19 protein-coding genes are annotated in these 23,886 nt (G+C 60.6%); 10 read left to right on the top strand and 9 right to left on the bottom strand.

The features are described 5' to 3' along the window. Nucleotides 1-7 precede the first annotated feature (7 nt). Nucleotides 8-973, top strand: coding sequence for a CobW family GTP-binding protein (locus tag V8J63_RS02135; RefSeq protein ID WP_130928007.1), 966 nt, complete (start codon nucleotides 8-10; stop codon nucleotides 971-973). Nucleotides 974-979: 6 nt separating this feature from the next. Here the strand turns inward: V8J63_RS02135 and V8J63_RS02130 are convergent, their stop codons facing one another. Then, complete coding sequence (locus V8J63_RS02130) at nucleotides 980-1,393, bottom strand: DUF3301 domain-containing protein (protein ID WP_038861179.1); 414 nt, start codon at nucleotides 1,391-1,393, stop codon at nucleotides 980-982. Between the two features lie 117 nt (nucleotides 1,394-1,510). On the opposite strand from V8J63_RS02130, the gene pdxY reads away from it, so the two are divergent. After that, the gene (gene pdxY, locus V8J63_RS02125) at nucleotides 1,511-2,383 is read left to right on the top strand and encodes a pyridoxal kinase PdxY (RefSeq protein ID WP_336463492.1); all 873 of its coding nucleotides are present in this window, start codon (nucleotides 1,511-1,513) and stop codon (nucleotides 2,381-2,383) included. A gap of 115 nt (nucleotides 2,384-2,498) precedes the next feature. On the opposite strand, the gene V8J63_RS02120 is transcribed toward pdxY, so the two are convergent. Then, nucleotides 2,499-2,981, bottom strand: coding sequence for an acyl-CoA thioesterase (locus V8J63_RS02120; protein ID WP_016772447.1), 483 nt, complete (start codon nucleotides 2,979-2,981; stop codon nucleotides 2,499-2,501). A gap of 278 nt (nucleotides 2,982-3,259) precedes the next feature. Here V8J63_RS02120 and V8J63_RS02115 point away from each other — a divergent pair, with 278 nt between their 5' ends. After that, complete coding sequence (locus V8J63_RS02115) at nucleotides 3,260-5,023, top strand: cation:proton antiporter (RefSeq protein WP_110599748.1); 1,764 nt, start codon at nucleotides 3,260-3,262, stop codon at nucleotides 5,021-5,023. Between the two features lie 21 nt (nucleotides 5,024-5,044). Here the strand turns inward: V8J63_RS02115 and V8J63_RS02110 are convergent, their stop codons facing one another. The 3 genes from V8J63_RS02110 to uvrD all read right to left on the bottom strand — a co-directional run bounded on the left by V8J63_RS02110 (nucleotide 5,045) and on the right by uvrD (nucleotide 8,886). Beyond that, nucleotides 5,045-5,452 carry an SMI1/KNR4 family protein gene (locus V8J63_RS02110; RefSeq protein WP_007954245.1) on the bottom strand — a complete coding sequence of 136 codons (408 nt, stop codon included), beginning with the start codon at nucleotides 5,450-5,452 and terminating at the stop codon, nucleotides 5,045-5,047. Nucleotides 5,453-5,587: 135 nt separating this feature from the next. Next, nucleotides 5,588-6,463, bottom strand: coding sequence for a Tim44 domain-containing protein (locus V8J63_RS02105; protein ID WP_122506273.1), 876 nt, complete (start codon nucleotides 6,461-6,463; stop codon nucleotides 5,588-5,590). Between the two features lie 239 nt (nucleotides 6,464-6,702). Continuing rightward, nucleotides 6,703-8,886, bottom strand: coding sequence for a DNA helicase II (uvrD, locus tag V8J63_RS02100; RefSeq protein ID WP_110644548.1), 2,184 nt, complete (start codon nucleotides 8,884-8,886; stop codon nucleotides 6,703-6,705). 256 nt (nucleotides 8,887-9,142) lie between these two features. Between uvrD and V8J63_RS02095 the strand changes: the two genes are divergently transcribed. From V8J63_RS02095 to V8J63_RS02085, 3 genes are all read left to right on the top strand, one after another. Beyond that, nucleotides 9,143-12,016, top strand: a complete 2,874-nt coding sequence (locus tag V8J63_RS02095) for an EAL domain-containing protein (RefSeq protein ID WP_336463491.1) — start codon at nucleotides 9,143-9,145, stop codon at nucleotides 12,014-12,016. Between the two features lie 127 nt (nucleotides 12,017-12,143). Next, on the top strand, nucleotides 12,144-13,010 hold the full coding sequence (gene hexR, locus V8J63_RS02090) for a transcriptional regulator HexR (protein WP_007962240.1): 867 nt from the start codon (nucleotides 12,144-12,146) through the stop codon (nucleotides 13,008-13,010). Between the two features lie 233 nt (nucleotides 13,011-13,243). Beyond that, on the top strand, nucleotides 13,244-13,447 hold the full coding sequence (locus V8J63_RS02085) for a PA3496 family putative envelope integrity protein (RefSeq protein WP_125916905.1): 204 nt from the start codon (nucleotides 13,244-13,246) through the stop codon (nucleotides 13,445-13,447). On the opposite strand, the gene V8J63_RS02080 is transcribed toward V8J63_RS02085, so the two are convergent. Beyond that, nucleotides 13,389-14,351, bottom strand: coding sequence for a LysR family transcriptional regulator (locus V8J63_RS02080; protein ID WP_130900260.1), 963 nt, complete (start codon nucleotides 14,349-14,351; stop codon nucleotides 13,389-13,391). The genes V8J63_RS02085 and V8J63_RS02080 overlap by 59 nt on opposite strands. A gap of 190 nt (nucleotides 14,352-14,541) precedes the next feature. Between V8J63_RS02080 and V8J63_RS02075 the strand changes: the two genes are divergently transcribed. Together V8J63_RS02075 and oadA are read left to right on the top strand one after the other, a co-directional pair. Next, complete coding sequence (locus V8J63_RS02075) at nucleotides 14,542-15,957, top strand: acetyl-CoA carboxylase biotin carboxylase subunit (protein WP_024014853.1); 1,416 nt, start codon at nucleotides 14,542-14,544, stop codon at nucleotides 15,955-15,957. 11 nt (nucleotides 15,958-15,968) lie between these two features. Further along, nucleotides 15,969-17,777, top strand: coding sequence for a sodium-extruding oxaloacetate decarboxylase subunit alpha (oadA, locus tag V8J63_RS02070; RefSeq protein WP_336463490.1), 1,809 nt, complete (start codon nucleotides 15,969-15,971; stop codon nucleotides 17,775-17,777). A gap of 211 nt (nucleotides 17,778-17,988) precedes the next feature. On the opposite strand, the gene V8J63_RS02065 is transcribed toward oadA, so the two are convergent. Then, nucleotides 17,989-20,226, bottom strand: a complete 2,238-nt coding sequence (locus V8J63_RS02065) for an autotransporter outer membrane beta-barrel domain-containing protein (protein ID WP_336463489.1) — start codon at nucleotides 20,224-20,226, stop codon at nucleotides 17,989-17,991. A 368-nt stretch (nucleotides 20,227-20,594) separates the two neighbouring features. Here V8J63_RS02065 and V8J63_RS02060 point away from each other — a divergent pair, with 368 nt between their 5' ends. Together V8J63_RS02060 and V8J63_RS02055 are read left to right on the top strand one after the other, a co-directional pair. Continuing rightward, a complete protein-coding gene (locus V8J63_RS02060; RefSeq protein WP_125927733.1) occupies nucleotides 20,595-21,944 on the top strand; it encodes a HipA domain-containing protein in 1,350 nt (449 codons plus the stop codon). Further along, nucleotides 21,941-22,219, top strand: coding sequence for a helix-turn-helix domain-containing protein (locus V8J63_RS02055; protein WP_071171374.1), 279 nt, complete (start codon nucleotides 21,941-21,943; stop codon nucleotides 22,217-22,219). The genes V8J63_RS02060 and V8J63_RS02055 overlap by 4 nt, the downstream gene beginning before the upstream one ends. Nucleotides 22,220-22,226: 7 nt before the next feature. On the opposite strand, the gene V8J63_RS02050 is transcribed toward V8J63_RS02055, so the two are convergent. Continuing rightward, the gene (locus tag V8J63_RS02050; RefSeq protein WP_041476583.1) at nucleotides 22,227-23,063 is read right to left on the bottom strand and encodes an amino acid ABC transporter permease; all 837 of its coding nucleotides are present in this window, start codon (nucleotides 23,061-23,063) and stop codon (nucleotides 22,227-22,229) included. Beyond that, nucleotides 23,060-23,878, bottom strand: coding sequence for an ABC transporter substrate-binding protein (locus V8J63_RS02045; RefSeq protein WP_095181205.1), 819 nt, complete (start codon nucleotides 23,876-23,878; stop codon nucleotides 23,060-23,062). Before V8J63_RS02045 ends, V8J63_RS02050 begins: the two co-directional genes overlap by 4 nt. Nucleotides 23,879-23,886 lie beyond the last annotated feature (8 nt).

Raw genomic sequence — 23,886 nt, 5'->3', positions numbered from 1 at the left:
ACCCGCCATGTTGCAGAACATTCCGACCCACGTCATCGCCGGCCCGTTGGGCGCCGGCAAGACCAGCCTGATTCGTCAGTTGCTGGCGCAACGGCCTGCGGACGAGCGCTGGGCGGTGCTGATCAACGAGTTCGGCCAGATCGGTCTGGATGCTGCATTGCTGACGAATGACGCCGATGGTATCGCACTGGGTGAGGTGGCCGGGGGCTGCCTGTGTTGCGTCAATGGCGCGCCATTCCAGATCGGCCTCGGCCGCCTGCTGCGCAAGGCCAGGCCGGATCGACTGTTTATCGAGCCATCCGGGCTGGGCCATCCGGCGCAGTTGCTCAAGCAATTGAACGAGGCGCCGTGGCTGGGCGTGCTGGCGGTTCAGCCCTGTGTGCTGGTTCTGGACGCTCAGGCACTGCACGCGGGTAGAACCCTGCCGGACGCCCAGCAGCAAGCGTTGGCCAGCGCGGGTTTGCTGTTGTTGAACAAGGCCGAAGATCTCGATGAAGCGGTTCGAGAGAAAATCGCCAGCCAGTTGCCGCCCGTCAGGCTGATCTGGACGCAGCAAGCGCAACTGCCTCTGAGCGAGCTGCCGGGTCTGAAAGCAAAAGCAAACGAAGGCGCAGGGCATCTGCCGCTGCCCACTGGATTGGCACAGCTGCCAGCGGTCTGGAGCGATCCGGCCGAACCGATTTGCCTGAGTCAGGCGCAGGAGGGTGGGTGGAGCATCGGTTGGCGCTGGCATCCGCGGCAGGTATTTGATCAAGTACGCATCGCCTATTGGCTGAGCGCGCTTGACTGGAAGCGGGCGAAACTCGTTATCCACAGCACGGATGGCTGGGTTGCGGGCAATGCGCTGGAGCATGCCGAGCTGAGTTGGCAAGCCAGCGAATGGCGAAAAGACTCAAGAATCGAGCTGATCTTCGCTGAACCGCAGAACATCGAACAGCTGCAAGCCGGTTTGGCTGAATGCCGGATTCAGTGAGTCAGCTCAAGGCTTCCACTTGGTATGTTCCTGGCGCCACTGGCTCAGCTCGATGACTTCGGCGCGAGGCTTGTGCACTTCGACCACCGGCGGCGTGTCGTCGAACGGCGCCGGGTAGGGCGCCAGTTCAATCTGCGCACTGTGCGCGCCGAACTGGGTGACGGTGCCGTTGTGGCGGCTTTCGCCGGTCACGGTGAACTCGAAGTTGTAGACCCGCGCCAGCCGCCGGCGACCGTTGGCATCCCTGATCAGCCCGATCTTTTTTAGCGCGACGTTACCGTCCAGCAGTTCAACGCCAACATTGGTGCAATGCTGTTTGACCCGCTCCAGCGCGCGCTCGCGCAAGCCGTGGTTGTGCCATAGCCAGGCACCAGCGGCGGCGAACAGCATCAGCACGAAGATGTTTTCCAGGGTCAGCATCGACATCGAACTCCAAAAGATGGCGTCAGCTTAACTGTCTCGCCGGTCTGTCGTACAGGCTGTGTTTCGTCGCATACTGCGCGGCTTGAATTTCAATCGTTTTACGGAATGACCCGAATGAAACGTACGCCTCATCTGCTCGCCATCCAGTCCCACGTGGTGTTTGGCCACGCCGGCAACAGCGCTGCGGTTTTTCCGATGCAGCGGGTCGGGGTCAACGTCTGGCCGCTCAACACCGTGCAGTTTTCCAACCACACCCAGTATGGTCAGTGGGCCGGGGAAGTGCTGGCGCCGCAGCAGATTCCCGAGCTGATCGAAGGCATCGCCGCAATTGGCGAGTTGGGCAATTGCGACGCGGTGCTGTCCGGCTACCTCGGCAGCGCCGCGCAGGGACGGGCGATTCTCAGCGGTGTGGCGCGGATCAAAGCGGTCAATCCGAAGATGCTGTACCTGTGTGATCCGGTCATGGGTCATCCGGAAAAGGGTTGCAGCGTGCCCACCGAGGTCAGCGATTTCCTCCTCGATGAAGCTGCGGCCGTGGCGGACATCATGTGCCCGAACCAATTGGAGCTGGACAGTTTTTCCGGGCGCAAGCCGCAGTCGTTGTTCGATTGCCTGGCGATGGCACGAGCGCTGCTGGCGCGCGGACCGAAAGCGGTACTGGTCAAGCACCTGGATTACCCGGGCAAACCGGCGGATGGGTTTGAAATGCTGTTGGTGACCGCCGAGGGCAGCTGGCATCTGCGCCGTCCGTTGCTGGCGTTTCCGCGTCAGCCGGTGGGCGTCGGCGATCTGACCTCTGGTCTGTTCCTGGCGCGGGTACTGCTGGGCGACAGCCTGCTGGCGGCATTCGAATTCACCGCAGCAGTGGTGCATGAGGTGTTGCTGGAAACCCAGGCGTGCGCCAGTTATGAGCTGCAACTGGTGCGGGCGCAGGATCGCATTGCGCATCCGCGGGTGAAGTTCGAGGCTACCGCGATCAGTCTGTAAGACCGGGTCGTCTTTATTCGCGAGCAGGCTCGCTCCCACAGGAAGAATGCATTCCAAATGTGGGAGCGAGCCTGCTCGCGAAAGCCATTTGTCAGGCAACATCAATCAAGGCTGATCAGGCGTCGCCCTTGATCTCCTGATAACGCTTCTCCAGTTCCTGACGAATCTGTCGGCGCTGCTGCGCTTGCATGAAGCGGCGTTTGTCTTCGCTGTTCTGCGGTTGCAGCGGTGGCACGGCGGCCGGTTTGCGCTGATCATCCACCGCGACCATGGTGAAGAAGCAGCTGTTGGTGTGGCGCACCGAGCGTTCGCGGATGTTTTCGGTGACCACTTTGATGCCAACTTCCATCGACGTGTTGCCGGTGTAGTTGACCGAGGCGAGGAACGTCACCAGTTCGCCGACATGAATCGGCTCGCGGAAAATCACCTGATCCACCGACAGGGTCACCACGTAGCGCCCGGCATAACGGCTGGCGCAGGCGTAGGCCACTTCGTCGAGGTATTTGAGCAGGGTGCCGCCGTGGACATTGCCAGAGAAGTTGGCCATGTCGGGGGTCATCAGTACCGTCATCGACAGCTGGGCGTTTCCGGGTTCCATAACGTTCTCACGGATCAAGGCTGATTGCAGGAAGCGCCTCTGCGGGCACCTGGTGGCTTTTCAAAAAGCACCGTTATCGGGACGCCGCGCGGCGGGCCGCCGTCACGCCGGTAGCGATCTGTTTCCATATATTGCACCGGCTTCCAGAGCGAAGTCGCGGTGTTAACCTGCAAAAGCCCTGCCCAAGGGCAATTCCTACATTAAAAGCGGATTTTTACCCTGCTCGCGCAGAACGTCTGACGTCTGTCCGCGCGCCTCGTCATCAAGGAGCCCACGCCATGCATGCCATCAGTTTCATTCAGGATCTGGCAGTGATCATGCTGGTCGCGGGCGTGGTAACCGTGCTGTTTCATCGTTTCAAGCAACCGGTGGTGCTCGGCTACATCGTCGCCGGCTTCATCATCGGCCCGCATACGCCACCGTTCGGCCTGATTCACGACGAAGAAACCATCAAGACCCTGGCCGAACTCGGGGTGATCTTCCTGATGTTCTGCCTTGGCCTGGAGTTCAGCCTGCGCAAGTTGTTCAAGGTTGGGGCAACGGCGTTCATTGCCGCGTTTCTCGAAATCATCCTGATGATCTGGATCGGTTACGAAATCGGTCGCTGGTTCGACTGGAACACCATGGATTCGTTGTTTCTCGGCGCGATTCTGGCGATCTCCTCAACCACCATCATCGTCAAAGCGCTGAACGATCTGAAGATGAAGAACGAGCGCTTTGCGCAGTTGATCTTCGGTGTGCTGATTGTCGAGGACATCCTTGGCATCGGCATCATCGCGCTGCTGTCGAGCATCGCCGTCAGCGGCACGGTGAGTTCGGGTGAAGTGTTTTCCACGGTCGGCAAGCTGTCGCTGTTCATGATCGTCGCGCTGGTCATCGGCATTCTGTTGGTGCCGCGTCTGCTGGCTTATGTGGCGAAATTCGAAAGCAACGAGATGCTGCTGATCACCGTGCTCGGCCTGTGTTTCGGCTTCTGCCTGCTGGTGGTCAAGCTTGAATACAGCATGGTGCTCGGCGCTTTCCTGATCGGCGCGATCATGGCCGAGTCGCGGCAATTGCTGAAAATCGAACGGCTGGTCGAGCCGGTTCGCGACCTGTTCAGCGCAATCTTTTTCGTCGCCATCGGGCTGATGCTCGATCCGCTGATTCTCATCGAATACGCCTGGCCGATTGCGGTAATCACCGTGGCCGTGGTGCTGGGCAAGATGTTGTCCTGCGGCCTCGGTGCGTTTATCGCTGGCAACGACGGACGGACCTCACTGCGGGTAGGCATGGGTCTGTCACAGATTGGCGAATTTTCCTTCATCATCGCCGCGCTGGGCATGACCTTGCAGGTCACCAGCAACTTCCTCTATCCGGTCGCTGTGGCCGTGTCGGTGATCACCACGCTGCTGACGCCGTATCTGATCCGTGCGGCGGACCCGCTGTCGATCAAGCTCTCGGCCGCTGTGCCCAAGCGGCTCGGGCGGGTGCTCGGCATGTATGGCGAATGGTTGCGCAGTATTCAACCGCAGGGCGAGGGTGCGCTGCTGGCGTCGATGATCCGGCGGATCCTGTTGCAGGTCGGGGTCAATCTGGCGCTGGTGATTGCGATCTTCTTTGCCGGCGCATACTTCGCCGAGCGCATGTCGTTGTGGCTGCAGGACTGGATTAGCGATCCGAGCTGGCAGAAGGCTCTCATTTGGGGCGGTGCGTTGCTGGTCTCGCTACCGTTCCTGATTGCCGCTTACCGCAAGCTCAAGGCGCTGTCGATGCTGCTGGCGGAGATGGGCGTCAAGCCGGAGATGGCCGGGCGTCACACGCAGCGAGTGCGTCGGGTGATCGCCGAAGTGATCCCGATTCTCTCGCTGCTGGTGATTTTCCTGCTGTTGGCAGCCTTGTCGGCCAGTATCCTGCCGACCAACAAGCTGCTGGTGCTGATCGCCGTCGTGGCGGCCGCCGTAGCGGCGCTGCTGTGGCGCTGGTTCATCCGCGTGCATACGCGCATGCAGGTGGCCTTGCTGGAAACCCTCGACAACCACAAGGAGTCGTCGGGGCATTGACCCTCAGGGGCGTGTGGCGGATCAGCTTTCCAGCCAGACGTCCCGCGCCCAGTGCCACACCGATTCCCATGATTCTTCGGTGATCAGCTCTTCTTCGCCGGACCACAGCACCACGGTGCCGTCTTCTTCAACGCAGTAGTAGTCGTCGCCGTCCTGGCAGATCGGGATCAGGTCGCGCGGCACGCCGGCGTCCCAGGCATTGGCGGCAACGTCCGGCAGATAGGTGTGCGATTGCGGGTCGGTGACGGTCACCGGCTCGAGGCTGCCATAGACCACGTCGCTGACGGTCAGCAAAAACTCTTTGAAGACGAACGGAATGTTGATGAAGAGTTCTTCTTCGATCTCCACCAATTGGTCTTCGTCTGGCAATTCCAATGGAACCGGCACGGGTTCGTTGGCTTCGCGCAGTTGTTCGATGATTTCTTCCACGTCCGGGATCCTCTTGCTGAATGGCGCGGTTTATATGGGCCGGTTTATACAGTAGCTCGCTATAGATGCAACCGTGAAATGAAAAACCCCGGCCGAGGCCGGGGTTCTGTTACCGCAAGTGAAGCGCAGCAGGGATCAGCCGTTCTGGCGGATACCGGCGACCAGCCAAGGCTGGTTGTCGCCCTGCGGACGTTCCATGTTCCAGCTTTCGCTGAACACTTCGCCCTGGTCGAAACGCGAGGTTTTCGACACGCCGGTGAAGGTCAGTGTGGCGATGGTCTTGTCGGCACGATCGTCGACGCCGTCCAGTTGTACCTGCAAGTTGTCGATGTAGGTCGACTGGAAGCCGTCGCCCAGATCCGCACGCTCACGCTTGAGGAACTCAAGCATTTGCGGGGTCACGAACTCGGCGATCTTGTCCATTTCGTTGGCGTCCCAGTGCTGCTGCAGCGACTGGAAGTGGCTGCGCGCAGCTTCAAGGAAGCGCTGTTCGTTGAACCAGGCCGGTGCGTTGATCACTGGACGGGCGGCAGCCGGAGCAGCCGAACCACCGAAGATCGAACCCATGGCGGCAGGCTTCTGTTCGAACACTTCACGCTGCATCGGCGCGCCGGCCGGAGCGAATTGCTCCTGCTGCTTGCGACGACGGGCGGCGATGAAGCGGAAGATCACGAACGCGATCAGGGCCATGATCAGGATGTCGAAGATCTGCATGCCCTGGAAGCCGTCGCCCATGAACATCGACGCGAGCAGGCCACCGGCGGCGATGCCCGCCAGCGGGCCGAGCCAGCGCGACGCACCGCCGGCCTTGGCTGCGGCGCCAGCAGCACCGGCAGCGCCAGCGGTCGCTGCTGCGCCGCCCACGCCTGGAGAAGAAGGAGCCATCTGGCTGGTCTGGTGCGTCGGCGCAGCGCCGGCGCTTTTGCCACCACCAAAGCGCTTGGCGTTGGCGTCGAGGCTCATCGTCAGGCCGATGCACAACGCCATGGCGATGCTAAGAAAACGTTTCATAAAGGGTATTCCCGTTTTGTGGAGACACGCGCGCCATGTTGCACAGCTGAAGTGTTACTGGCTAGCGAGAGAGTGTTTCGGGCTTTTGCCTGACAGGTCGCGTTCAGCTTGGCGAGGCAATCAGCCGATGTACTTTTGTCTGTAGGAAAAGGCGATAGGTTCAGAGGGATTGATGTACTTGCGTCGCATAACCTGCGGGAGCGAGCAGGCTCGCTCCCACATGGGTTCAGTGCCGGTGGTTAGATCGCTTCCAGCTTGGCATAGCCGAGCATCAGCCACTTGCTGCCTTCGCTGAAGTTCACCTGCACCCGGGCCTGGGCGCCGGAGCCTTCGAAGTTGAGGATCACGCCCTCGCCGAAGATCGAGTGACGTACGGCCTGACCGAGCACAAAACCGGTTTCCGGAATCTCGCTGCCGCTGAACAGGCTGCTGCCGCTCATCGACTGGTTGCCGCCGAACGGTCGGCTGACGCTATTGGACAGGCGCACTTCCTGAATCAGGCCTTTCGGCACTTCGCGGACGAAACGCGACACCTTGTTGTAGGTTTCGCTGCCGTACAGGCGCCGGGTTTCCGCGTAGGTCATGACCAGATTCTGCATCGCCCGGGTGATACCGACGTAAGCCAGACGCCGTTCCTCTTCAAGACGCCCCGGTTCTTCCAGGCTCATTTTGTGCGGGAACAGGCCTTCTTCCATGCCCACGAGGAACACGTAAGGGAATTCCAGGCCTTTGGCGCTGTGCAGGGTCATCAGCTGAACGCTGTCTTCGTGCTCGTCGGCCTGAGTGTCGCCGGCCTCCAGCGAAGCGTGGCCGAGGAAGGCCGCCAGTGGCGTCAGTTCTTCGTCCTCTTCGGTGTTCTCGAAGTTGCGTGCGGCGCTGACCAGTTCCTCAAGGTTTTCCACCCGGGCCTGGCCTTTCTCACCTTTTTCCGCTTCGTGATAAGCGATCAGACCGGACTGCTCGATGACGGTTTGCGTCATCAGGTGCAGCGGCATCTCGGCGCACTTGGCAGCGAGGTTCTCGATCAGTTCGATGAACGCACCGAGCGCACTCGCGGCGCGACCGGTCAGGCCTTTGTTGGCCACCAGTAGGCGCATCGCTTCCCACATCGATACGTCGCTGTGTCGCGCATGCTCGCGAATCGCTTCGACGGTTTTCTCGCCGATGCCCCGCGCCGGTACGTTGATCACTCGCTCCAGCGCCGCGTCGTTGCCGCGACCCTCAAGCAAACGCAGGTACGCCATGGCGTTCTTGATTTCCGCGCGTTCGAAGAAGCGCTGTCCGCCATAGATGCGGTACGGGATCCGCTCGCGCAGCAGGGCTTCTTCAAGCACCCGCGACTGGGCGTTGGAACGGTACAGAATGGCGATATCGCTACGGGCCAGACCGGTTTTCAGCGCGCTTTCGATGGTTTCTACCACGTAGCGCGCTTCGTCATGCTCGTTGAACGCGGCGTACAGGTTGATCGCTTCGCCGTCGCCGCCGTCGGTCCACAGCTCTTTGCCGAGACGCCCGGTGTTGTTGGCGATCAGCGCGTTGGCGGCTTTGAGGATCCCGGCGGTGGAGCGGTAGTTCTGCTCCAGACGAATCGTCTCGGAGTCCGGGAAGTCGGAAGAGTACTGATGGATGTTCTCGATCTTCGCCCCGCGCCAGCCGTAAATCGACTGGTCGTCGTCGCCGACCACCATCAGGCTGTCGCCGCCCTTGCCGAGCAGGCGCAACCAGGCGTACTGCACGGCGTTGGTGTCCTGGAACTCGTCGACCAGAATGTGCCGGAAGCGCTTTTGGTAGTGCGCCAGCAGGCCGGGGTGATCGCGCCACAGATCGAGCGCGCGCAGCAGCAGTTCGGAGAAATCGATCACGCCAGCCCGCAGGCACGCCGACTCGTAGGCTTCGTAGATGCCGCGCATGGTGGCCAGGAACAGGTCGCCGCTGGCCTGAATGTGTTGCGGCCGCAGACCTTCGTCTTTCTGGCCGTTGATGAACCACTGCGCCTGACGCGCCGGCCAGCGTTGCTCGTCCAGACCGAGCTCGCGGATCACCCGCTTGACCAGACGCTGCTGGTCATCGCTGTCGAGAATCTGGAAGGTCTGGCTCAGGCCCGCTTCCTGCCAGTGCGCCCGCAGCAAGCGGTGCGCGAGGCCGTGGAAGGTGCCGACCCACATGCCGGCCGGGTTGATGCCCAGCAACTGCTCGATGCGATGGCGCATCTCGGCAGCGGCCTTGTTGGTGAAGGTCACCGACAGGATGGAGTGAGGCGAGGCGTTTTCGACCTGGATCAACCAGGCGATACGGTGCACCAGCACTCGGGTTTTACCGGAACCGGCGCCGGCCAGGACCAACTGACGGCCAACGGGGGCTGCTACGGCCTGGCGTTGGGCATCGTTGAGGGAGTTCAGCAGAAGGGAGAGATCATCGCGCATCGGGGCATTCTAGGGTGCGCCGCAGGCCCGGGCAAACCGTGCGTTGCATTAGCCGATGAAAGTGCTGCCGATGACGACCGGTCGGTCACTGGCTGCAGGCTTCGGCCCGTCTCGCCTGAGGGGTTGCAGCGGTGCGCAAGCGGCGGAAAATTTCCCCGCAATTGTGATCGGCAGCAGTTTGGCATCGGGATCGGCTTGTGTATGCTCCGTCCACGTTTCGGGCGCACGCCCTCCTATAAGAACAAGAACGTTGCCCATGATCCTCAGCGCCGAACTGTCGGGGCCCTCCGTGGACCCCCGGGTGATCCGCAAGCACTATGCCGTCGAAATGGCGGTGGAGCGCACGCGTCTGCTGTATCAGGGCTCGTTGTTGCCCACGCTGTTCATGTTGATCAATGGTCTGGTCTGCGCCGCTTTGCTCTGGAGCCCGCAGCGCTACTTCGTGGTCAGCGTCTGGCTGGTGTGGCTGCTGTCGCTGGTCGCGCTGCGGGTGATTCAGGTAGCCGCGTTCGATTCGGCGATTCCTGATCGTCAGGCCCAGCCGATCTGGTTCCGCATGTTCCTGCTCGGTTCGACCATGACCGGCCTGACGCTGGCCGGAGCCGGCATCGCTCTGGTACCCGCTGACAACTTCATGCAGCAAGCCTGGGTGTTTGGCCTGATCGGCGCGGCAACGCTGTCCGCCAGTGTCGCCTACGCGGTGAGCCTGCCGGCGTTCCTCTCGTTTACCTTGCCGTGCCTGCTGCCAGCGATCGGCTACCTGTTCTGGGGCGGCGACGATCAGGCCCGGGGCTGGGGCTGGCTGGGTCTGATCCTGCTCGGTTCGTTGAGCGTGGTGGCGTGGCAGGTCAATCGGCTGATCGACCGTGGATTGCTTCGGCGTTTCCAGAATCAGCACCTGATCGAGCATTTGCAGCAAGCGCAGACGCGCAGCGAACAACTCAATCAGGAGCTGGGCAAAGAGATCGAACAGCGCCGCTGTGCCGAGGCGCAGTTGCGTGAAGCGCAGGTCGATCTCGAAGATCGCGTGGCCCAGCGCAGCCGCGAACTGGATGCCGCCAATCAGGCCCTGAGCAAAAGCGAAGCGCGCCTGGCGCTGGCGCTCAAGGCCAGTGAGCTCGGATTGTGGGACTGGAACCTGCAGACCGACGAGGTCCATCACACGCAGATTCAGGAACTGTTCGGCCTCGCCCCGGAATACGTCACCGCGCTGCTGCGCGACCTCAAGCCACGACTGCATCCTGAAGATGTGCCGTCACTCAAGTTCGCCCTGGTCGAGCATCTGAAGGGGCGCACCGAGGATTATCAGGTCGAATATCGCCTGCGCCACGGCGACGGCCATTGGGTATGGATCGAGGACCGTGGCCGCGCCGTAGAACGCAGCGCCAACGGCCGGGTGATTCGCATGGTCGGCACTCGCCGCGATATCAGCGCCAGCAAAAGCCTCGAAGAGCAGCAGCGGCTGGCGGCGACGGTGTTCGAAGCGGCCAGCGAAGGCATCGTGATTCTTGACCCGGAATACGCGCTGATCGCGATCAACCAGGCTTTCAGCCGGGTTACCGGTTACGAGATAGACGACATGCTCGGGCGCAACGTCGTCGAGTTGCCGTGCAGCCGCGATGCCCGTCGTCACTACGTGGCGATCCGTCATGCGCTGGAGCAGTACGGCAGTTGGCAGGGCGAACTCGTGGAAACCCGCAAGAACGGCGAGCTGTATCCGCAGTGGCTGCAACTCAATGCCGTGCGTGATAGCCGTGGCAATGTCAGCCACATCGTCGGCTTCTTCGCCGATCTCTCGGCGCGGCGGGCCTCGGAAGAACGCCTGCGCTATCTGACCCATTACGACGAGCTCACCGGCCTGGCCAACCGGTCACTGTTCCGCGAGCGTCTGCACGAAGCCCATCAGCGGGTGCGCCAGGGCGGGCGCCGCAGTCTGGCGCTGCTGCACATCAATCTCGATCGCTTCAAATTGCTCAATGACAGTCTCGGCCATGAAGTCGCCGATCAGCTCCTGCAGAAGATGGCCCGGCGGCTGGTCAATGCCTTGCCGGAAGCCGACACCATTGCGCGCCTGTCCGGTGACGAATTTGCCGTGCTGTTCGATGCCTACGGCAATCTGTCGAGCCTCGCACGGGTCGCGACGCGGTTGTCGGCCAAGCTGCGTTTGCCGCTGAGCGTTGACGGGCATGAACTGGTGGTCAGCGCTTCGATGGGCATCAGCCTGTTGCCGGACAACGCGCGTGAGATCTCGGCGCTGGTCAGCCAGTCGAACATGGCCATGCAGCATGCCAAACATCTGGGCGGCAACAATTTCCAGTTCTTCACCGACAGTCTGCAAGCCAGCACACTCGAACGTTTGCAGCTGGAAAACCACCTGCGCAGAGCCATTGAAGAACAGCAACTGACGGTGTTCTACCAACCCAAACTGTGCCTGCAAACCGGCCGCATGAATGCCGCTGAAGCGCTGGTGCGCTGGGATCATCCGAGCATGGGCCAAGTGCCGCCGGCGGACTTCATTGGCCTGGCCGAAGAGACTGGTCTGATCGGGCCGATCGGCGAATTCGTTTTGCGTCAGGCGTGCTGGCAAGCGTGCGAATGGCAGCGCCAGGGCCTGGCGCCGATCCGCGTGTCGGTGAACCTGTCGGTGCATCAGTTGCGCCAGGGCAAACTGGTCAGTCTGGTCCGGCAGGTGCTGGAAGAAACCGGGCTGGCGCCGCACTACCTCGAGCTGGAGCTGACCGAAAGTCATTTGCTCGACAGCGTCGAACACATCATTGCGACGTTCCAGCAACTGCGCGATCTGGGAGTGAAACTGGCGATCGATGATTTCGGTACCGGGTATTCGTCGTTGAGTTACCTCAAGCGCATTCCGGTGGATTACGTGAAGATCGATCAGGCGTTCGTTCGCGGCTTGAGCGAGGGCAGTGCGGACGCAGCGATCACTCGCGCGATCATCACCATGGCCCACGGGCTGGCCCTGAAAGTCGTGGCCGAGGGCGTCGAGCGTGAGGATCAGCTGGCATTTCTGCGCGCCGAACACTGCGACGAGGTGCAGGGTTATCTGATCAGCCGGCCGGTAGACGCTGCTTGTCTGGCCGGGCTTTTGCGTGATCAGAAAAACCCGCAGTAAGGGCTACATGCTCCTCAGCGTGCCTGATGCCGGGACATTGAGTTACGCATTGAGCAGGCAAAATGCCCATTCATGTAGTATAACTACAAGCTTGCTACATCCTTGCCCACAAGAAGAGTCCAGCCCCTTGAATCTGCTGCAACACATCGCCCAGTCACGTCACCTGTTACGCAAGTCGGAGCTCAAGGTCGCCGACCACGTGCTGCTTGACCCTGCGGCAGTGATGCACAGTTCCATGGCCGACCTGGCTCACAGCGTCGGCATCAGCGAGCCGACCATCGTGCGTTTCTGCCGCGCGATCGGTTGTTCCGGCTTTCAGGATCTCAAACTGAAACTGGCGCAAAGCCTGGCCGCCGGCGCCAGCTTCGGCCAGTTCGCGATCCACGAAGACGACTCCGTCGCCGACTACAGCCTGAAGATTTTTGACACCACGCTGCACACCTTGATGGAAGTGCGCGAGAAGCTCGATCCGGTGGAGTTGCAGCGTGCGGTGACGTTGATGTCCCAGGCGCAACGTGTCGAGTTCTACGGCTTCGGTGCCTCGGGCGCGGTGGCGGCGGATGCGCAGCACAAGTTCTTCCGGTTGCTGCTGACCGCGGCGGCGTACTCCGACCCGCACATGCAGGCGATGTCGGCTGTGACGCTGAAGCCTACCGATGTGGCGATCTGTATTTCCCAGTCGGGGCGCTCCAAGGATTTGCTGATCACCGCTAACCTCGTTCGCGAGAGCGGGGCGTCGTTGATCACCCTGTGTCCGAGCCAGACGCCGTTGGCCGAACTGTCGACCGTCAATCTGGCGATCGATGTGCACGAAGACACCGAGATCTACACGCCGCTGACCTCGCGAATCGCCCACCTGGTGGTGATCGACGTGCTGGCAATGGGCGTGGCCATGGCGCGCGGGCCGAGCCTGGTCAATCACCTCAAAAGCGTGAAGCGCAGTCTGCGCAGTTTGCGTTTGTCTCCAAAAGCCGTGAAAGCCCTGGATGATTGAGCAAGGTCGTTCCGACCTTGTTCGCGAGCAGGCTCGCTCCCACAGGAGATCTCCTGAGAACATAAATTCTGGGTCATAACGGAATCAAATGTGGGAGCGAGCCTGCTCGCGAAAGCGTCTTCAACAACAGCACATCCCTGCGCACATTTCATCACATTGTCATCCCCGCGCAGCCAAATCGTCATCCCCCACGCCTATCGTGAAACTCCCGTACTCGCCCTGGGAGACTCGAAATGGCTCAGCCCTACGAAGAACGCAACAGCGCCGCGAAAACCCGTCGTCAGCAGGAAGACCAGCGCCGCATGGAGTTTCGCCGCGCCATCGAGGATCGCTTCGAACTTCGCCAGCTTCAGGCTGAGATCGGCGATTTTCCCGAGATCACGCACTGGCAGGCGACGCCCGCAGCTTCCCGTCGAAACGCTCAACCATCGCAATAATCTGCGCCCGCTCGCTGCGGATAAACGCCAGGAAGGCGTGCGCCACCGGTGACAGCCGCTTGGCTTTGGCCTGCACCAGACACCAGCTGCGCAGCAGCGGCAACTCTTCGACCGGCAGCTCGACCAGGCCGCCGGTCGCCAGCTCCAGGTTCAGGGCGTGGCGCGTCAACAGCGCCAGGCCCAGACCCGCCACCACGCATTCGCGCTGGGCTTCGGCGGACGCTACTTCCTGGGTCTGGGTGAAATGCACGCGCTTTTCCTTGAAGTATTCCTCGCAGGCCAGACGCGTGCCAGAACCCGGCTCGCGGACCAGCAGCGTATACGGCTCCAGATCCTGCAAGCGCAACGGGCCCATGTGCGCCAGCGGATGATCCGGGCGCGCCACGGCGACAATCGGATTGTTGAGAAACGGCAGAAATTCCAGGCCCATGTCCTGCGGCACCATCGACATGATCACCAGATCATCGCGGTTGTCCGAGAGGCGGCGGATGACCTGGCCACGGTTGACCACAGTCAGCTGCAAATTGACTTCCGGATGCTGGCGCTTGAACGCAGCAAACAGATGCGGCACGAAATATTTCGCGCTCGATTCCACTGCCAGTTTCAGCTGACCCTGCAGCGAACCCTGCATGTCCGACAGTTGCATATCGAGGTTTTCCAGTCGTCCGAAAATGTCGCGGCTGGCGCGTTGAAGGGCTTCGGCCGCCTCGGTCATGTAGAGTTTTTTGCCGACATAGTCGAACAGCGGCTGGCCAATCAGCTCTTCCAGCTGACGAATCTGTAGGCTCACGGCTGGTTGTGTGAGGGACATTTCCTCGGCGGCGCGGCTGTAGGAGCGTAAATCACACACCTCATTGAAGATCTGCAACTGACGCAATGTCATACGCATCAATGACTTACGCATTTTATTCAGGCTCTCACGGAACACGGATACTTTGACTATAAGTGTTTACTTATGCCTGACCCAATTTTTATTCATTTTTGTTAATCCCTCAGCAGCGCTAGTGTGGACCTGCGACTGAATTGAAACATTTGGTCACGCGTCGACCTAGCTCCAGCAGGTCGTGGTGCCACCGGCTCAAGGGAACCTCCAAGTGATAAAAAAGATCCTGATCGCCAACCGTGGTGAGATCGCCGTACGCATCGTACGAGCCTGCGCCGAAATGGGCATTCGCTCGGTTGCGATTTTCTCCGATGCCGATCGCCATGCCTTGCATGTAAAGCGTGCGGACGAGGCCCACAGCGTCGGTGCCGAGCCACTAGCCGGTTACCTGAACCCGCGCAAGCTGGTGAACCTCGCCGTGGAAACCGGCTGCGATGCGCTGCACCCCGGCTACGGTTTCCTGTCGGAAAACGCCGAGCTGGCGGAAATCTGCGCTGAGCGCGGCATCAAATTCATCGGCCCGTCGGCGGAAGTCATCCGGCGCATGGGCGACAAGACCGAAGCGCGGCGCAGCATGATCAAGGCCGGCGTACCGGTGACGCCCGGTACCGAGGGCAACGTCTCCGGCATCGAAGAAGCCTTGGTTGAGGGCGACCGCATCGGTTACCCGGTAATGCTCAAGGCCACCTCCGGTGGTGGCGGTCGCGGTATCCGTCGCTGCAACAGCCGCGAAGAACTCGAACAGAACTTCCCCCGGGTCATCTCCGAAGCCACCAAGGCGTTCGGTTCGGCGGAAGTGTTCCTGGAAAAATGCATCGTCAATCCCAAGCACATCGAAGCGCAGATCCTTGGCGACAGCTTCGGCAACGTCGTGCATCTGTTCGAGCGTGACTGCTCGATCCAGCGCCGCAATCAGAAGCTGATCGAGATCGCGCCGAGCCCGCAGCTGACCCCGGAACAGCGCGCCTACATCGGCGACCTGTCGGTCCGTGCGGCCAAGGCAGTGGGTTACGAGAATGCCGGCACCGTGGAGTTCCTGCTCGCCGAGGGCGAGGTGTACTTCATGGAGATGAACACGCGGGTTCAGGTGGAACACACCATCACCGAAGAAATCACCGGCATCGACATCGTCCGCGAACAGATTCGCATCGCTTCCGGCCTGCCACTTTCGGTAAAGCAGGAAGACATTCAGCACCGTGGCTTTGCGTTGCAGTTCCGTATCAACGCCGAAGACCCGAAGAACAACTTCCTGCCGAGCTTCGGCAAAATTACCCGTTACTACGCCCCCGGCGGCCCGGGCGTGCGCACCGACACGGCAATCTACACCGGCTACACCATTCCGCCGTTCTACGACTCGATGTGCCTGAAACTGGTGGTCTGGGCGCTGACTTGGGAAGAGGCGATGGACCGTGGTCTGCGGGCGCTGGACGACATGCGTCTGCAGGGCGTGAAGACCACCGCCGCCTACTACCAGGAAATCCTGCGCAACCCGGAATTCCGTAGCGGCCAGTTCAACACCAGCTTCGTTGAAAGCCACCCGGAACTGACCAACTACTCGATCAAGCGCAAACCCGAAGAGCTGGCCCTGGCCATCGCCGCCGCCATCGCCGCCCACGCAGGCCTGTGAGGAATACAAGAATGAGCAAGAAAATCTTCGTAACAGACACCATCCTGCGCGACGCTCACCAATCGCTGCTCGCCACCCGCATGCGCACCGAAGACATGCTGCCGATCTGCGACAAGCTCGACAAGGTCGGCTACTGGTCGCTGGAATGCTGGGGCGGCGCGACGTTCGACGCCTGTGTGCGCTTTCTCAAGGAAGACCCGTGGGAGCGCCTGCGCCAACTGCGTGCGGCGCTGCCCAATACCCGCCTGCAAATGCTCCTGCGCGGGCAGAATCTGCTCGGCTATCGCCATTACAGCGACGACGTGGTCAAAGCCTTCGTCGCCAAAGCAGCGGTGAACGGCATCGACGTGTTCCGCATTTTCGATGCGATGAACGATGTGCGTAACCTGCGTGTTGCCATTGAAGCAGTGAAGGCTGCCGGCAAACATGCGCAAGGCACCATCGCCTACACCACCAGCCCGGTGCACACCATCGAGGCTTTCGTCACCCAGGCCAAGCAAATGGAATCCATGGGCTGCGACTCGGTGGCGATCAAGGACATGGCCGGTCTGCTGACTCCATACGCCACCGGTGAACTGGTGCGCGCGTTGAAAACCGAGCAGTCGCTGCCGGTGTTCATCCACTCCCACGACACCGCTGGCCTGGCCGCCATGTGCCAGCTCAAGGCGATCGAAAACGGTGCCGACCACATCGACACCGCGATCTCCAGCTTCGCCTCGGGCACCAGCCACCCGGGCACCGAATCAATGGTCGCTGCGCTCAAGGGCACCGAGTACGACACCGGCCTGAATCTGGAGCTGCTCCAGGAAATCGGCCTGTACTTCTATGCCGTGCGCAAGAAGTACCACCAGTTCGAAAGCGAATTCACCGCCGTCGACACCCGTGTGCAGGTCAACCAGGTGCCGGGCGGGATGATTTCCAACCTCGCCAACCAGTTGAAAGAGCAGGGCGCTCTGAACCGCATGAGCGAAGTGCTCGCAGAAATCCCGCGCGTGCGTGAAGACCTTGGCTTCCCGCCGCTGGTGACCCCAACCTCGCAGATCGTCGGCACCCAGGCATTTTTCAACGTACTGGCCGGCGAGCGCTACAAGACCATCACCAACGAAGTGAAGCTGTATCTGCAGGGCGGCTACGGCAAGGCACCGGGCGTGGTCAATGAAAAACTGCGCCGTCAGGCGATCGGCAGCGAAGACGTCATCGACGTGCGCCCGGCCGATCTGCTCAAGCCGGAAATGACCAAGCTGCGTGCCGATATCGGTGCACTGGCCAAGTCCGAAGAAGACGTACTGACCTTCGCCATGTTCCCGGACATCGGCCGCAAGTTCCTCGAAGAGCGTGCCGCCGGCACCCTCACGCCGGAAGTGCTGTTGCCAATCCCGGAAGCGGGCGCCGTTGCTTCGGCGGGCGGCGAAGGCGTGCCGACCGAGTTCGTCATCGACGTCCACGGCGAAACCTATCGCGTCGACATCACCGGTGTCGGCGTCAAGGCTGAAGGCAAGCGCCACTTCTATCTGTCCATCGACGGCATGCCGGAAGAAGTGGTGTTCGAGCCGCTCAACGAATTCGTTGGCGGCGGCAGCAGCAAACGCAAACAGGCCTCGGCACCAGGCCATGTCAGCACCACCATGCCGGGCAACATCGTCGATGTGCTGGTCAAGGAGGGCGACAGCGTCAAGGCTGGCCAGGCGGTACTGATCACCGAAGCGATGAAGATGGAAACCGAAGTCCAGGCCGCCATTGCCGGCAAGGTCACCGCGATTCATGTGGCCAAGGGCGACCGGGTCAACCCGGGCGAAATCCTCATCGAGATCGAAGGCTGAGATAACAGTCGCGATCCAACGCTTTAAACCTCGGGGGAGCATGTGCTCCCCTTTTTTTTGCCTGTGATTTTCCGACCTTGTCAGGTCATTGCCAGGGATCACATATGGGAGCGAGCCTGCTCGCGAATGCGCCAGGTCAGCCAATAGCATCTTTGCATGATCCACAGCTTTCGCGAGCAGGCTCGCTCCCACAGGAGGCGTGCTTGATCCGTCAGAACGCCATGCGCCATTGACCCGCTACGCCATACGTTCGGCTGTCATTACCTAGCTCACCCGTTAAGCCCACGCCCAGTGTGTGCGCCGCCGAAAGATCAAGGTCGAGCCCCGCATCCACCGCGAGGCTGTTCCGATCCAGTGCCGCCCCGGTCACTTCAAAGCGCTTGCCGCCCTTGCGCAGTTGCTGGCGGGTGCCACTGTCGATGTCACCGTAGGTATGTTTCCAGCCTGCGCTCAATCGCGGGGTCAAATGCATGCCGTTATCCAGCGTATTGACCTGCGCAACACGCAGACCGAAGGTGCTGCTGAAGTTGTCGCGGGTCTGGCCGTAGATTTTCAGTGCCGCGTCGCCGCCCTTTTCGTTGTAGCTGTCGCCCTGATAACGCTGATAGCCGAGGCTGGCGTAGGGCTCGAGGGTGACGCTATCCCGGCCCAGATTGAACCCGACTTCGGCGAATGCCTGTTGAGTATGGGCGTCGTAGTTGCCCTTGAGACGATCGCTGAAACCCTTGAACGCGACCCGCCGTGTGCTGCTGCCGTCATGGCTGGCGAAGGTCGCGCCGAGGCGCAGTGACAGCGGGCCATCCTGACGCATGGCGTAGGCGCCCAAGTGCCAGTTGTCGAGGTCGCCGTCGTACTGTCGGGCATCGAATTTCGTCTGCGATTTGCCGGCAATCAGGCCGACATGCCAGTGCTCGTCGAGTCGCCAGTCAGCGCCCACGACCAGCCCTTGCGTGGCATGTTGGAGGATGCCGTCAGCGTCGCGATCAACCTTGCCGCCGTGGCCCAGCGCCTGAATCCACACCCGCCCGGAGTCTTCGCTGCCTGCGGCCTGACGCGGTGAACTGCGCGAGCCGTCAGTAGAGCCGGAACGGTTGTCCAGTTGGCGCATCGCCGAGAGCATGCTCGTACTGACCGGCGTGATACTGCTCAGCGTGGCTTTGGCGAGGTTGGCATTGCTGCCTGCGGCAAGTTGATCGAGGGCGATGGGCGCGGTGGTTTTATCGCTGGTCAGCAGTGCGGCGACGGCCCTGTTGGTGCCGATATCGAAAGCTTGAGTGGAAGCCCCTCGATTATCCAAGCTCTGCGCAATCGAACGAGCACTGCGTGTTCGGGCCAGTTGTTCGAACCCTACATCGTTGCGCACGTAGTGCAGGTTCACCGCGCTTGGCTCATAGGAGAGCGTTGGTGTCATGTAGGCCAGATTGGTGGTGACCTCACCGAACTCGCCATCAATGACGTTTGCAGACAACAGCCGATACTCATTGGTACGAGCGTAGTCGCCCGGTACGCCATAAATCTCGACACGCGCACCTCCCAGGCTCGCGGTGCCCTGAACATGCACGGGATCTGAGCCGCGGTCGGCAGATACGGCGTAAGAAAACACAGCGTCCTCATGGAGCGTCAGATTGCCTTTGATATTGGGAGAGCCGTGTTGCTGGCTGGCAAGCAGGGTTCCTGCGACATATAGCCCCGTCACGTGTCCATAACCGCCAAAAACCGCTCCCGGGTCGACATCGACACCATTGATCGATGCGTAGTTGAGCAGCACGGCGTCGGCTTTGACGTCAGCATCACCCTCGAAAGCGTGACGCAGGGTCCACTGTCCACGTGCGATACGCATGGCTGAGAAATTGCGCGTCTCACCGATCTCGCCGCCTTCTACGGCATTGAACAGCAACCCGTTCGCACCTTTGCCACCGTCCAGGCGACCGTCCCAACGGGCGCCCTTATTGATCACCAGCAGGTCATCTCCATCGCCCAGTTGCAGGGATACGCCGTCGATATTCTCGAGCGGGCTCGAGACAAAAGAGCGCTGCGTCGTGATCGCCAACATGTCGCGTTCAAACGGGTCGACAAGATCGAATTCCTCATCGCCGGTTTCCACCACTACGAACTCTGGAAACTCCAGCCCTTCATAAAAGGCCGGACTGAAATCCTCGATCGCAACCGTCGCGCGTACGGCATCGACCGAAGGCGCGTCAGAGGCCTGCGTGGGCGACGGAGAAGTGTGCTCCAGCGGGCCGATGAATTCCTTGATCGCAAACAAGTCATCAGGATCCACTTTCGGTGTGGGTGTTTTCTTCTTTCGAGGCTTGGCGGTTTTGTCTTCGCTGATCTGCGCAGAAACCTGGACGTCGGGCAGCTGTTCGATGGACGCCTCGGCAGATCCGATCGTCAGCGCGATCGCCAAAGCGAGGTGATGGGGACGGTATTTGTGTAGGGCAGGCATCGAGTTCAACCTCCTTGTATGAAAGGCTCAACTCTATTGCTGCCTTGAAAAAAACGATGTCGGTCGGTTCCTGATGCTGTGCAGGCTACATCGGATCGTTCTGTCGAAAATCCTCGCGGGATTTCGCAAACAGAGCTTTTACGCAGCATCGCCGGTTCTTTTTCCTACGGCTTGGTACTGTTGGCGCATTCTTATCGGAGTGAGGTCAGGCGCTTACCTGCATTATTTTGCATGCACCCTGCCAATGGCTAAGATAGAACTGCATTTTGTTGCAGATATCCTGCAACTGAAACTCCGCGAATGCACTATATTGCATTTATAGACAGTTTTCTGTCCTCCAGCTGCATTTAAATGCATACGGAATCAACATGTACAACCTGACACTCCAGATCTTCACCGCCGGGCAATGGCACGACGCGATGATTCTTGACTTCGATGATCCGGAAAAAGGCTTCGAAAGCCGCTGCAGTTTTGGCTATGAAGCGGACTATCTGGTGGAAAACATCGAGTTGATCGGGTCGCCTTTTTCCCAAGCCGTGAGTGCCCTGTATCCGCTGGATTGGGAAGGTCGGCGCGCGAAGACACCAGCCTTTGTCCACGACATCGCACCGGCGGGCGCAGCCAAGCGGTTTCTGCTCGCCCGCCTGGGTCAGGAAAGACCCGCCGAGATCAGCGCCGATCTGTTTCTGCTGGGTCGCAGTACACCGGCTCCCATTGGCAACATGCGAATAAAGGAATCGGCGGAAGCAGTCGATGAGAGGAAGCCGATCGGATTCAAGCGCGAGGAGGTCATTAGCCGCGACAACCGCTTTCTTGAATATGCCTACGAGCTGGGCGCGGCCATCGGTGGCGCGACGGGGGCAGGTGGGGAAGCTCCGAAGCTATTACTGGCAGAGAACAGCGCCGGGCTTCTGTATCCCGATGCGGTACTGGACGATGAAGAAGTGCGACAGCACTGGTTTGTGAAATTCGCCAGAAACAGGGGCGGGCAGACCGACCAGGACATCCTGCGCAGCGAATTCCATTACTACAAAGCGCTGCAAACATTGGGCATCGAAACGGTCGCGGCAGAAGGCCTGGCCTTGGAAGAGGCGAACAAACCGAGTTTGTGGATGCGGCGTTTTGATCGACAAGTGAAAGATGGGGCGGTGTCGCGCTTTGCCGTCGAATCGATTTATTCGCTGGCAGAAGTGACGACGCCAGGCAGCGCCATGAATCATCTGGAAGTGATCCGCATGCTCGCCGGGCTCTGGCGCAAAGCGGGTCAGGCCAGCCAGATTGCCGGCCTCGTCGCCGATTATCTGCGTCGCGACCTGATCAATAAAATCCTCGGAAACTCAGATAACCACGGTCGTAACACGGCGATCATCCGGCAAGAGAACGCTTTCCAGCTCGCGCCGATTTATGACCTCGCCCCGATGGTCATGGATGACGAAGGCGTGACTCGTACGACCAAATGGCCAAGAGAATTGGAGCGGGCGGGCGATGTCGATTGGCGAGGTGTCTGCCGCGTATTGGCCGATAGCGCAGATCCGCACGATTCGTTGGCGGGGCTGGATGCCTCGGCGCTGTTCGAAGGCCTGCGCGCGGATGCCCGCCGTCTGGCCGCACTGCCGGATATTCTTACGGCCAGCGGTTTGCCCGCCAGAACCATGAATCACCCAAGCGTTCATCTGAAAAATCTCGAGCAACGTTTGAAAGAGTGGGACCTGCAATGAGTCTGACCGTCCTCGAGCGCACGGCGCTCATCGAAAGCATTCAGCAATCACTGGCCGAAGGCACTCTGGAAATCGGTGACGCCGTGCGCCGTTTACGGGTCGAAGTCACCGGTCTGCATCAGTCCCAGTTCGCGAAGATGTGCAAGATTTCAGTGCGCACGCTGGTGCATATCGAACATGGCGAAGGCAATCAGACCCTGAAGTCGCTGAACGCGGTGTTCCGCCCGTTCGGCATGAAAATGGGCGTAGTGCGGATTCGCCGGGACACCATTTGAATGCACCTCAACTACGGCGCACATACGCCTTGCCGTAATGCCGCTCCATCCGTGCCTGAATCAGCTCCAGCCCGATCGACATCAGCCAGTAGATGATCGCCGCCGTGGTGAGCATTTCGATGTAGCGATAGCTCGAGCGCCCGTAGGACTGGGCGAGAAACATCACTTCCCAGACGCCCATTACCGAGATCAGCGACGAGTCCTTGAGCATCGAGATGAACTGGTTGGTGGTCGGCGGGATAATCGTGCGCATGGCCTGGGGCAGGGTGATGCGCCAGAAGATCACGCTTTCGCGCAGGCCCAGCGCCAGGGATGCTTCGCGTTGGCCGTGATCGACGCCGAGGATCCCGGCGCGGAAGATTTCGCTCAGGTAGGCGCCATAGTTCAGCGACAGGGCAATGATCCCGGCGACGATGGCGCCGGGGACGATGCCCAGTTGCGGCAGGCCGAGGTAGATCAGCAGGATCTGGATCAGCAATGGCGTGCCGCGAAAGAACGAGGTGTAGAAACTGGCGATGCCAAATGCCACGGCGCTGTTCGACAGGCGCGCCAGCGCGGTGATGAAACCGAGCAGCGACGAGGCGATGATCGAGCATGCGCAGAGAAACAGCGTCAGCGCTGCGCCTTGCAGGAAGCCGTTCGGCGCCAGCTTCAGGCCAACGAGGTTGGGCAGCTTGTCGAGGATGATCGCGAACTTCAGGTCGAAGCTGAGGAAGAATCCGGCAAACAGGCAGAACAGCGCCGCCCACGTCAGGTACAGGCGCGTACGGAAACCAAAGAGCTTTTGCAGGCGTGTTTCAGCCACCGGTTGCGGTGGCTGTGGCGGGGTCGGAAAGGAAGTCATTGGCTGATATCGGCGCCGATCCATTTCTGCGACAGCTTGCTCAGAGTGCCGTCCTGTTTCAGTTGGGCAAACACCTCGCGCACCTTGGCGTCCCACTGCGGATCACCCTTTTCGATGGCCACCGAGTTCGGTTCCGAGTAGAGCGGTTCGCCGGCCAGTTTGAAACGCTGGTCCTGGTTCAGGCGCGGCTGCGCGGTGACCAGATTGGTGAGGATCGCATCCAGGCGCACGCCGGCGCCCAGGCCCAGATCCTGGAAGGCGACGTTGTCGGTGTCGTACGGAGCGATCTGCACATCCTCGAACGGATACTGCAACTGCGTATCCTCGGCGCCTTCGATGACCAGGTTCTTGTTCAGATAACTTTCGTAGCTGGAGGCGCTGGTCAGGCCGACCTTTTTGCCGCTCAGATCCTTGGCGCTGTGGATGCGATCGTCCTTGGCGTTGACCACAATCACCGCTGGCGAGGCGTAGTACTCGACCGGGAAGTCGAACACCTCGGCGCGGGCCTTGCTCGGGGTCATCGAGCAGATGCAGATGTCGTAGCGCCCGCTCCAGCGGCCGGCGGCGATCACGTCCCACGACGGCGTTTCCAGACGCAGTTTGACGCCAAGCTTGTCCGCCACCGCTTTGGCAACGTCGACATCGAAACCGTCGAGTTGATTCTGCTCATTGAGAAACGAGAAGGGCGGATAGCTTTCCATGAGCACGCCGACCAGCTCTTTTTTCTGTTCGACACGGTCCAGCGTCGCGCCGCCGAAGGCTTGGGTGGAGGCCAGAATGGTCAGGCCCAGGGCCAATAGCGGTTGGAATTTCACAGTCGCTT

The sequence above is a fragment of the Pseudomonas sp. CCNWLW23 genome (assembly GCF_037095675.1).
In the GTDB taxonomy this organism is placed as follows: Bacteria; Pseudomonadota; Gammaproteobacteria; order Pseudomonadales; family Pseudomonadaceae; genus Aquipseudomonas; species Aquipseudomonas atacamensis.
The sequence above is the reverse complement of the archived record's forward strand: the minus strand, read 5'-3'. Positions and strand labels throughout refer to the sequence as shown.

Coding starts and splice junctions, on each gene's coding strand:
- V8J63_RS02135 (WP_130928007.1), top strand. CDS start 8: ATGTTGCAGAACATTCCGACCCACGTCATCGCCGGCCCGTTGGGCGCC.
- V8J63_RS02130 (WP_038861179.1), bottom strand. CDS start 1,393: ATGCTGACCCTGGAAAACATCTTCGTGCTGATGCTGTTCGCCGCCGCT.
- pdxY (WP_336463492.1), top strand. CDS start 1,511: ATGAAACGTACGCCTCATCTGCTCGCCATCCAGTCCCACGTGGTGTTT.
- V8J63_RS02120 (WP_016772447.1), bottom strand. CDS start 2,981: ATGGAACCCGGAAACGCCCAGCTGTCGATGACGGTACTGATGACCCCC.
- V8J63_RS02115 (WP_110599748.1), top strand. CDS start 3,260: ATGCATGCCATCAGTTTCATTCAGGATCTGGCAGTGATCATGCTGGTC.
- V8J63_RS02105 (WP_122506273.1), bottom strand. CDS start 6,463: ATGAAACGTTTTCTTAGCATCGCCATGGCGTTGTGCATCGGCCTGACG.
- uvrD (WP_110644548.1), bottom strand. CDS start 8,886: ATGCGCGATGATCTCTCCCTTCTGCTGAACTCCCTCAACGATGCCCAA.
- V8J63_RS02095 (WP_336463491.1), top strand. CDS start 9,143: ATGATCCTCAGCGCCGAACTGTCGGGGCCCTCCGTGGACCCCCGGGTG.
- V8J63_RS02085 (WP_125916905.1), top strand. CDS start 13,244: ATGGCTCAGCCCTACGAAGAACGCAACAGCGCCGCGAAAACCCGTCGT.
- V8J63_RS02080 (WP_130900260.1), bottom strand. CDS start 14,351: ATGCGTAAGTCATTGATGCGTATGACATTGCGTCAGTTGCAGATCTTC.
- oadA (WP_336463490.1), top strand. CDS start 15,969: ATGAGCAAGAAAATCTTCGTAACAGACACCATCCTGCGCGACGCTCAC.
- V8J63_RS02065 (WP_336463489.1), bottom strand. CDS start 20,226: ATGCCTGCCCTACACAAATACCGTCCCCATCACCTCGCTTTGGCGATC.
- V8J63_RS02060 (WP_125927733.1), top strand. CDS start 20,595: ATGTACAACCTGACACTCCAGATCTTCACCGCCGGGCAATGGCACGAC.
- V8J63_RS02055 (WP_071171374.1), top strand. CDS start 21,941: ATGAGTCTGACCGTCCTCGAGCGCACGGCGCTCATCGAAAGCATTCAG.
- V8J63_RS02050 (WP_041476583.1), bottom strand. CDS start 23,063: ATGACTTCCTTTCCGACCCCGCCACAGCCACCGCAACCGGTGGCTGAA.